This window comes from Burkholderia sp. Se-20378, assembly GCF_017104665.1.
Lineage (GTDB): Bacteria > Pseudomonadota > Gammaproteobacteria > Burkholderiales > Burkholderiaceae > Burkholderia > Burkholderia lata.
Map to the genome: position 1 here is coordinate 1 of NZ_JAAGPG010000378.1, position 8,333 is coordinate 8,333.

Consider the following 8,333-nt stretch of genomic DNA (forward strand, 5'->3'; position numbering starts at 1 on the left):
TTGCATCGTCTCGATATGGCGCCATGCCGCATCGTGCGCCGGATCCTCGGCACGCCAGCGCGCGAGCGCGGCGTCGAACGCTGCATCGGTGCGGCCAGCCTGCCGGTCGACCCACCATTCCACCGCACGCCGCGCCACCTCCGGCGGCACCGCCGGCGCTCCCGGGGCAGCCATCGGTCAGGCCGCCATCGCGAAGAAGCACTGCGTGCCGGCCTTCACGAGATAGCGCTTCACCGTCGCCAGCGACACGCCGAGTTCGCGCGCGATCTCGGCCTGCGTGAGCCCGTCGAGCTGCGCGAGCAGGAACGCGCGCTTCGCCGCGAGCGGCAGGCCGTCGAGCAACCGGTCGATTTCGAGCAGCGTCTCGAGCACGACGGCCCGCTCCTCCGGCGACGGCGCGTACGCTTCAGGGCGCTGCGCGAGCACGTCGAGATACGCGCGTTCGATCTGCTCGCGCCGCCAGTGGTTGCTCAGCACGCGCTGCGCGACCGTCGTCAGGAACGCGCGCGGCTCGTCGGCGACGATCGGCTCGTCGCGCGCGAGCAGGCGCATGAACGTGTCGTGCGCGAGATCGGCCGCGCGGTGCGCGCAACCGAGCTTCCGGCTCAACCAGCCGCGCAGCCACGCATGGTGGCCGGTGTAGAGGGCGTCGATTTCTCGATGGAGAGACAGCTTGTCAGCAGACATGGCCGGGTTCCGGGGTGCGCAGACGTCAACGATTTTGTAAATGAGAATGATTATTATATACAAAACCGGAGCGACGGCCGGCGTTCCGGTGCGCGGTGGCCGCTGCCGCGCTCCGGCTGGGGCGCACCGATGACGGTCACGCGCTGGCGCGGCACAAGTGCGGCGTTCCGCGCACGCCGCGACAACGGGACAGGAATGGATGACCCGGCCGCGACGACACCGCCAGGCACGCGCCGCCCGCCGCTAACACATTCATTACACCCCGGCCAAATCGATTCATTAAATAGTTATTTGACGGATCGATAACAATATCCCGACCGCCTTCATTCTTCCCCGAATTGCCCGAAATTATCGCGAGATATGCAAGCCGCAATGGCCAAATCTCGAAATGACAATCAATTGATACGTAATTTTCAACAATTCAAATCCCCCGATCGCGGAAATAGGAGGACATCCCTGTCTGCGTCAGGCCACAAAAGAGAATTTCATTTTTGTCGTTTTAATCGGCCTCGGTAGTCTCCTGCCATTCCGGATCACGAACACAAGCCAATGCGCAAGGAGATGACATGAAACGCACGACCCTCTCTCTGATTTCCATCGCTTCATTCGCGGCGATACCCGTCGCGCATGCGCAGTCGAGCGTCACGCTGTATGGCGTGATCGACACGTCGATCACCTACGTGAACCATGCGCAGGGCAAGGACAACGCGTGGATGCTCGGCAACAGCAGCGCGGGCAACCTGGCCGGCAGCCGCTGGGGCGTGAAAGGCACCGAGGATCTCGGCGGCGGGCTGAAGGCGCTGTTCCAGCTCGAGAACGGCTTCGACCCGAGCAACGGCCGGATGGGCCAGGGCGGCCGCATGTTCGGCCGGCAGGCGTTCGTCGGCCTGACCAGCGAACGCTACGGCACGCTCACGTTCGGCCGCCAGTACGATCCGCTCATCGATCTCGTGCAGGGCATCACCGCCGACAACTATCTCGGCAGCGTGTTCGCGACGGCGGGCGACGTCGACAACTACGACAACAGCTTCCGCGTCGACAACGCGGTGAAGTACACGTCGGCTGTCTATTCGGGCCTGCAGTTCTCGGCGATGTACTCGTTCGGCGGCATCGCCGGCAGCACCGGCGCCGCGAATTCGTATTCGGCTGCCGTGTCGTACAACAACGGGCCGTTCAGCGTCGCGGGCGGCTACTTCCACACGACCAACAGCCCCGCGTCGAACACCCAGCGCAGCGGCTGGACCAGTTCGTCGGACGGCACGTTCGACGGCCCGGTCAACAGCGGCTATGCGAGCGCGCATTCGATCGGCATCGCGCGCATCGCGGGCCAGTACGTCGCCGGCCCGTTCACGTTCGGCCTCGGCTACAGCAACGCACAGTACCGCCGCGATGGAAGCTCGGTGTTCGGCTCGAACGAGCACTACAACACGGGGCAAGGCTTCGTGAACTACCAGGCAACCAATGCGCTGCTGGTCGGCGTCGGCTACAGCTATACGCGCTCGGGCGGCGACACGTCGGCCACCTATCACCAGGTATCGGCCGGCGCGGACTACAACCTGTCGAAGCGCACCGACGTCTACCTGACCGCCGCGTACCAGCACGCAAGCGGCCAGACCGGCGACGGCAAGGGCGGCTCGATGGCCGCGCAGGCGTCGATCGGTTCGTACGGCTATGCGGGCACGAGCTCGCAGACGATGGTCAACCTCGGCCTGCGCCACCGCTTCTGATGCAAAACGGCCGGCTGCGCGACACGCGGCCGGTCGAATCCGCATTCAGCGGTACGGCGGCTTCGGCCGCCGTTGTTTTTGAATCGCCTTTCCGTCGCCCTTTTCAACCCGGATATCGATTGCCGCGCGATTTCCATCCGGTTTGATTCAGCACCGATTTTCCCCGAGCAAATGACGCGACGCGTCAGTATTCCGGCGGCTCCACTGCCCCGGCATTCGCACGAAAATCCGGCCATTTTTACCGATAATGCTTCGCAGCCCCTCGTGATCGGACGCGATAAAAACGCGCGGCGAACGCATGGGCAAATGCAAAGGAAAGTTTGACGCGAGCCATTTGGCTGCTCGCTATGGCACACTTCGCGTCTGCGTAATTTCCTTGCACCGGGCGGCCGGATTCCGCCCCATCCTGCCATGCCGCGTCAGACAACCCGTTCGATCAGCCGAGCAACGCTGAAAATCGCCGCGACGATTGCAATGTCGTGCGCGCTGCACGGTGTTGCGCGGGCCGATTGCCTCGACGACGCGGCCGCGTTCCAGCACGTGAGCGTCAGCCTGATGCGCGGCATCGCGCAGGTCGAGTCGGGCATGAATCCGAGCGCCGTCAACACCAATACGAACGGCACGGTCGACATCGGCCTGATGCAGATCAACAGCACCTGGCTGCCGACGCTCGCGCGCGAAGGCATCACGCGGGAGAGCCTGTTCGATGCGTGCACGAACGCGTATGTCGGCGCGTGGATCCTGTCGCAGAACATTCGCCAGCTCGGCGCCAACTGGAACGCGATCGGCGCGTACAACTCCGCCTCGCCCGACAAGCGCCTCGCGTATGCGCGCAAGGTCTATGATGCAATCCGGACCATGCCGGATTCGCCGGATACTCCCATGCCTATCCTTCCACCGTCCTTTACGCCGCCGCAACAGGCGCAGGCGTACAACCCGTTCGCGAGCCTGAGCGTGTCCGCCCCGCAGCAGGTCACGCGTCCGCGCACGATTTCGTCGGCCCCGCCGCCGCCGCCGCCGCAGGGCGGCCCCGCCGGCCCGGCCGGCACCTACAACTTCGGATGGACGGTCACGGGTGCGGACCAGGCGAAGCCGACCCAGGTCTTCGACGATGGTGCGCGGATCTACGTGCAGTTCAGCGACATGAAGCACCTGCCGGCGATCTTCACCGAGACGTCGTCCGGGCGCGTGCTGATGTCGTGGGAGCTGCAGTTTCCGTATGCCGTCCTGACCCGTCCCGCGCAAACGTTAATCTTCCAGCTCGGGCCGTTCGAGGCGCGCGCGCAGCGTAGCGCGGGCAATGGCGCCGGCATGACGGCGCAGAGTGGGACGGGGGGCACGGCGACGGCTGCAGCTGCGGCGGCGGGATCGAAAAAGTCGGCGAATACGGCGGCGAATGCGGCAGCCAGTCCGGCCGCAACGGCATCAAAACGCACGGCGTCGGCCGATGCGCTGTGGTACGTGAATACGCCTTCGACGTCGGGAACCACGGCGGCCTCGCCCTCGACCGCGAACATTCCGGCCACGATGCCGACCGCCATCACGTCGAACACGCCGCCGCCCGCGCCGGCTCAAGTGCCGGCTGCAGCCGCTCAGCCTTCGCGCGCCAGCGCGGATGCGCTGTGGTACATCTCGAAGTAGCACACCGTCGATCGCACGCGACGCGCGGCGATCATCGCTCCACGGTCGGCGGCAGCTCGGGCGCGTTCATGTCGTCCACCCATTGCAGGTCGGCCGTACCGTTCTTCCTGAAATACACGCGCAGATAGCGCGACGTCGACGATTCCGGTTGTGGAATCGTCACGTCGATCGTCTTGTGTTCCGCCGCGACGCCACGCTCGATCTCGTCCAGCGGTTGCGCGAACACCCACGCCAGTTTCACCGCTTGCCCCGGCGTCACCTTGCAGCCGCAGGCAAACCCGCCGCCACCGCCGAAGGCCTCGCCTGCTTCACGCGCGGACGGATTGCCGAAGCATCCCGACCTGTGTGCGTTGTCGAGCCAGAACTCATGAAGCTTGCGGGTGTACTCGTTATAGCCGGTGACGCATACGGTGCGAGACGCCGGCGATGCTGCGTCGTCATGTCCTCCGCATCCGGCCAGCATGCCGAGCGCGCCCAGCGCCGCCAGTGTCAGCGCGCGAACCCCTGCCCCGGACTGCTTCGGCCGCTTCGCAAACATGGCACTGCGGGGCACTGCAAGCATGCCGGCAACATTCATTCGCGTACCCGCAGGCACGCCGCCACCGGCCCAACCCCTCACCCGCGCCGCACCCAGATCACCTTGCCGTCGCGAATGCCGAGATTGCGGCGCTCCTGCCGGTAATCCATCGTGCCCGGCAATGACTTGCCGTCGCGCTCGAGCACGCGCCACAGGCAGCCGTCCAGTTGCGCCGCCGCATCGGCCTCGGCCTTGCCGACCAGCGCATCGTCCGGCCCCGCGTCTGCCTTGCAGGCCTGCGACGTGCGTGGCGGCTCGCCATTCATCACCATGCCGCCGGCGGTCGCATTCCTCGTTTTCATGTCCGTGCATCCCGCGAACGTTGCGCCCGCAACCAGCGCCATCATCATCGCGATCGTCTTCTTCATCGGATTCTCCCTGTTGCGCCCGGCGGAACCTGTGCGGCGTTCCCGGCCGACCGGGCGTTGCATGCATGTTCGGTCCGCGCGCCCGGGACACGCCGATGCTGCACGCCCCAAGCCGCGGGTTCGGCCTGCCGCCGAAGCCGCCTGCATGTTACCGCACGCTGCGCGGCGTGACGGCACGAGCATGCCGGCTGCGCCGCACGATGCGTGCCGCGACGATCCGCTCAGAACTTGTAGGTCGCGCCCGCAATGGCGTAGTAGTTGCTGCGCGACTGGACGATCGGGCTGTCGCCGTAGCGGCCGAGCAGCCGCGTCACGCCGCCGGTCGCGAGCACCGACCAGTGCTGCGACAGCGTCCAGTTCCACGCGACCGCCATCGACGCGCTGTCGATCCCGCCGCTCGTCGAATACGGCCGGAACCGGCTCGTCATCGACTGCGCATCCGTCACGCCGTAGAACGTCTGCGTATAGCGCCCCGAGCCCGCATGCACGGTGCCCGTCACGATGATCTCGTGCTGCGCGGTCTTGAACACCGGCACCGCGAGATCCATGTGCCCCGACACGCCGTGCGACGTGTGCGTCACGGGTGTGTCGATCGTGACACTCAGTTCCGCCGCGTTGAACAGCGTCACGCCCGCGCGCACGCCGACCAGCACCGAGCCCGGAATCCGGCCCATGCCCTTCAGGTAGTCGGAGCCCGGCAAGTCGAGGCGGTTCTCGTCGGCTCGACCGGCGTCGTAGCTCACGGCCGCCGACACGAACGCGCCGTGCGGCAGGTCCAGCCGGTAGCCGGCGCCCTGGGTGCTGTCGATGAAGAAGCCATTGCCGAACTTCGCGGAAAACCCCGGCGCAACGACGCCGCGAGACTGGTTGCTGCCCGGGTAGCGCGGCGCGATACCGCCACCCAGCGACAGCGAATACTGGTTTTCCGCGTGGGCGGCGGCGGCAAGGGTCAGGCCGGCGAGCGGCATGCAATAGCGGTAGCGGCGGAGTATTGGGCGCACAATATTGAGATAGGAGTGACGGAGCCCGCAGTCTAGGTGCCGCCCCGCGCCGAGACTGTCCTGAATATTCGGAAAATCTGTGCTCAATTGTGTTCGATTGTTCGAGATTGTCGCCCCGCTCCCCCGGCCTTCGGTACGCCGGATAGAATTCGCGTGCCGCGCCGCGCACCGGCTTGCCGGAGCGTGAGTTGGCGCGTGCGCCCCGAGGAGACCATGAACGAAGATCCACTCAAATACCGTGTACTGCTGATCGAGGACGACGACCGCCTGGCGCAACTCGTCCGCGAGTACCTCGACGGCTATGAATTCGCGGTGACGGTCGTGCGACGCGGCGACCTCGCCGTCGCGGCGGTGCGCGAGCACCAGCCGGCCCTCGTGATACTCGACCTGATGCTGCCGAACCTCGACGGCATGGAAGTCTGCCGGCGCATCCGCGCGTTCACCAACGTGCCCGTGCTGATCCTGACCGCGCGCCTGGACGTCTACGACCAGATCGCGGGCCTCGAGACGGGCGCCGACGACTACGTGACGAAGCCGATCGAGCCGCGCGTGCTGGTCGCCCGCGCCCGCGCGCTGCTGCGCCGTGCGCAGCCGGCCGTCGCGGAAGCACCCGTGGCCGCGCCCGAAGCGCTCGTGTTCGGCGAACTGGCGATCTCGCCGCCGAACCGCACCGTCACGTGGCGCGGCGAGCCGGTCGACCTGAAGACCGCCGAATTCAACCTGCTGCTGATCCTTGCGCGCGCGGCCGGCACCGTGCTGAGCCGCGACGACATCCTGAAGCAGTTGCGCGGGATCGAATTCGACGGACTCGACCGCTCGGTCGATTCCGGCATCTCGAAGCTGCGCCGCCGCTTCGAGGATGCGTCGTCGGAGCCGCACAAGATCAAGACGATCTGGGGCCGCGGCTACCTGTTCAGCCCTTCTGCGTGGGACGAATAAATGCTCCGCCCGTTGATTCGGCTGTACCTCGTCGTCATCCTGTTCGTCGCCGCGTCGATCCTGTTCATCCAGCTGTCGTTCGACCGGATCTTCTACGATCGCAGCGCGCAGGCGCAGCGCGACTCGTTGACGACTTATGCGTTCGTGCTCAACGACTACCTCGAACGCCATCCGGGCGCACAGCGTGAGCTTGCGCTGCGCGAGCTCGCGAAACACGGCAACGAAGGGTTCGGCTTCCTGTCGATGACCGCCGCCCGTGCGCAATTGAGCGGCGCGCCGCTGCGCGATCTCGATGCCGGCCGGATTGCGATCAGCTATAACGGCAAGGATTACTACATGCCGCTCGCGGATGGGTCGGTCCTGCATGCGCGGCCGATCGAAGCGTCCGATCTCGACATCCGCATCTATGCGTACCTGCTGCTCGCGCTCGGCACGCTGTTCGCGGTAGTGCTGTGGATTCACTATCACTGGCGCGACCTGCGCAAGCTGCAGGACGCCGCACGCGCATTCGGCGCCGGCACGCTGTCGACGCGCGTGAAGCTGTCCGGCAAGTCGAACATCTATGAACTGTCGCAACAGTTCAACGACATGGCCGAGCGTATCGAGGCATCGATCAAGCAGCAGCGCGAAATGATGCACGGCATCTCGCACGAACTGAAGACGCCGCTCGCGCGGCTCGAATTCGGGCTCGCGCTGCTCGCGGAGCCTGACGAAACGGGACGGATGCGCGAACGCCGCGACGCGCTGCGGCGCGACGTGCGCGAACTCGACGAGCTCGTGACCGAGCTGCTGACGATCGGCCGGCTCGAACAGGGCGCGAGCCAGCTTGCGCCGATGGAAGTCGACGTCGATGCACTGATCGACAGCGTCGCCGGCAATGTCGCGAACGACATCGCCGATCGCGGCATCACGCTCGATGTGTCGACGCTCGGCGCACCCACCGGCCACGTGTGCGACCCGAAGCTGGTCGCCCGCGCCTTGCTGAACCTGATCCGCAACGGCGCGCGCTATGCGTCGCGCACGGTGCTGCTCGTGGCCGAGCGTGACGCGTCCGGCGCGCTCGTGCTGAGCGTCGACGACGATGGCCCCGGCATTCCGGCCGCCGAACGCGCCCGCGTGTTCGAACCGTTCCAGCGGCTCGACTCCAGCCGCGACCGGCAGACCGGCGGCTTCGGGCTCGGGCTCGCGATCGTGCGGCGTGTCGCACAGGTGCATGGCGGCGAAGTGCGGCTCGAGGATTCGCCGCTCGGCGGCGCACGCTTCGTGATCACGCTGCCCGCGCTGACGCTGCCGGACAATCTGTTCGACTTGCCGGATACCGTCATGCATGCCGACGCGTTCGACGGCAGCACCGGCACGGTGATCCCGCGGCCATGACGCGCGCGGCAGGAGG

At 66.3% G+C, this 8,333-nt stretch carries 9 protein-coding genes; 4 read left to right on the plus strand and 5 right to left on the minus strand.

Annotation, left to right across the window (positions count from 1 at the left end; genetic code table 11):
• Together G3N93_RS28645 and G3N93_RS28650 are read right to left on the minus strand one after the other, a co-directional pair.
• Positions 1-174: DUF4880 domain-containing protein (locus G3N93_RS28645; protein WP_206134474.1), on the minus strand; the 174-nt coding region annotated here is incomplete at its 3' end.
• Between the two features lie 3 nt (positions 175-177).
• Positions 178-687 (minus strand): sigma-70 family RNA polymerase sigma factor, encoded by a 510-nt coding sequence (locus G3N93_RS28650; protein WP_206134470.1) that lies wholly within the window; start codon positions 685-687, stop codon positions 178-180.
• A 566-nt stretch (positions 688-1,253) separates the two neighbouring features.
• Between G3N93_RS28650 and G3N93_RS28655 the strand changes: the two genes are divergently transcribed.
• Together G3N93_RS28655 and G3N93_RS28660 are read left to right on the plus strand one after the other, a co-directional pair.
• The gene (locus G3N93_RS28655; protein ID WP_206134471.1) at positions 1,254-2,414 is read left to right on the plus strand and encodes a porin; all 1,161 of its coding nucleotides are present in this window, start codon (positions 1,254-1,256) and stop codon (positions 2,412-2,414) included.
• Positions 2,415-2,825: 411 nt separating this feature from the next.
• The gene (locus tag G3N93_RS28660) at positions 2,826-4,055 is read left to right on the plus strand and encodes a transglycosylase SLT domain-containing protein (RefSeq protein ID WP_206134472.1); all 1,230 of its coding nucleotides are present in this window, start codon (positions 2,826-2,828) and stop codon (positions 4,053-4,055) included.
• Positions 4,056-4,086: 31 nt separating this feature from the next.
• Here G3N93_RS28660 and G3N93_RS28665 read toward each other — a convergent pair whose 3' ends face one another.
• The 3 genes from G3N93_RS28665 to G3N93_RS28675 all read right to left on the minus strand — a co-directional run bounded on the left by G3N93_RS28665 (position 4,087) and on the right by G3N93_RS28675 (position 5,968).
• Positions 4,087-4,593: a hypothetical protein gene (locus tag G3N93_RS28665; RefSeq protein ID WP_206134473.1), complete on the minus strand. Its 507-nt coding sequence runs from the start codon at positions 4,591-4,593 to the stop codon at positions 4,087-4,089.
• A gap of 77 nt (positions 4,594-4,670) precedes the next feature.
• Positions 4,671-5,000: a hypothetical protein gene (locus tag G3N93_RS28670; protein ID WP_174934737.1), complete on the minus strand. Its 330-nt coding sequence runs from the start codon at positions 4,998-5,000 to the stop codon at positions 4,671-4,673.
• Positions 5,001-5,221: 221 nt separating this feature from the next.
• Positions 5,222-5,968: a MipA/OmpV family protein gene (locus tag G3N93_RS28675; RefSeq protein WP_011351661.1), complete on the minus strand. Its 747-nt coding sequence runs from the start codon at positions 5,966-5,968 to the stop codon at positions 5,222-5,224.
• A 246-nt stretch (positions 5,969-6,214) separates the two neighbouring features.
• On the opposite strand from G3N93_RS28675, the gene G3N93_RS28680 reads away from it, so the two are divergent.
• Both G3N93_RS28680 and G3N93_RS28685 read left to right on the plus strand, forming a co-directional pair.
• Positions 6,215-6,940: a response regulator gene (locus G3N93_RS28680; RefSeq protein ID WP_174934739.1), complete on the plus strand. Its 726-nt coding sequence runs from the start codon at positions 6,215-6,217 to the stop codon at positions 6,938-6,940.
• Complete coding sequence (locus G3N93_RS28685; protein WP_174934741.1) at positions 6,941-8,317, plus strand: ATP-binding protein; 1,377 nt, start codon at positions 6,941-6,943, stop codon at positions 8,315-8,317.
• Positions 8,318-8,333 lie beyond the last annotated feature (16 nt).